This window comes from Acinetobacter sp. AC1-2, from assembly GCF_016124155.1.
GTDB lineage: Bacteria > Pseudomonadota > Gammaproteobacteria > Pseudomonadales > Moraxellaceae > Acinetobacter > Acinetobacter calcoaceticus.
The window spans coordinates 1-204 of the sequence record NZ_JABFFO010000041.1; the positions used below are offsets into that span (position 1 = coordinate 1).

The following is a 204-nucleotide window of genomic DNA, read 5'->3' on the forward strand; positions in this document are numbered from 1 at the left end:
GGTCAGTACCAAACCCAGGTGACTTGACTGACGGTCAAACCGTAACAGCAACAGCGACTGACCCTGCAGGCAATACCTCATTGCCAGGCACAGGTACGGTGTCTGCGGACATCACGCCACCAGTGGTCGCGCTTGATGATGTACTCACCAATGACAGCACACCTGCACTCACCGGTACAGTCAATGATCCGACTGCGACAGTGG

1 protein-coding gene is annotated in these 204 nt (G+C 55.9%); it reads left to right on the forward strand.

Features of this window, described 5'->3' with window-relative positions; genetic code table 11:
• Nucleotides 1–204, forward strand: a 204-nt coding sequence (locus HL290_RS18910) for a hypothetical protein (RefSeq protein WP_320158889.1), incomplete at both ends; no start/stop codon positions are given.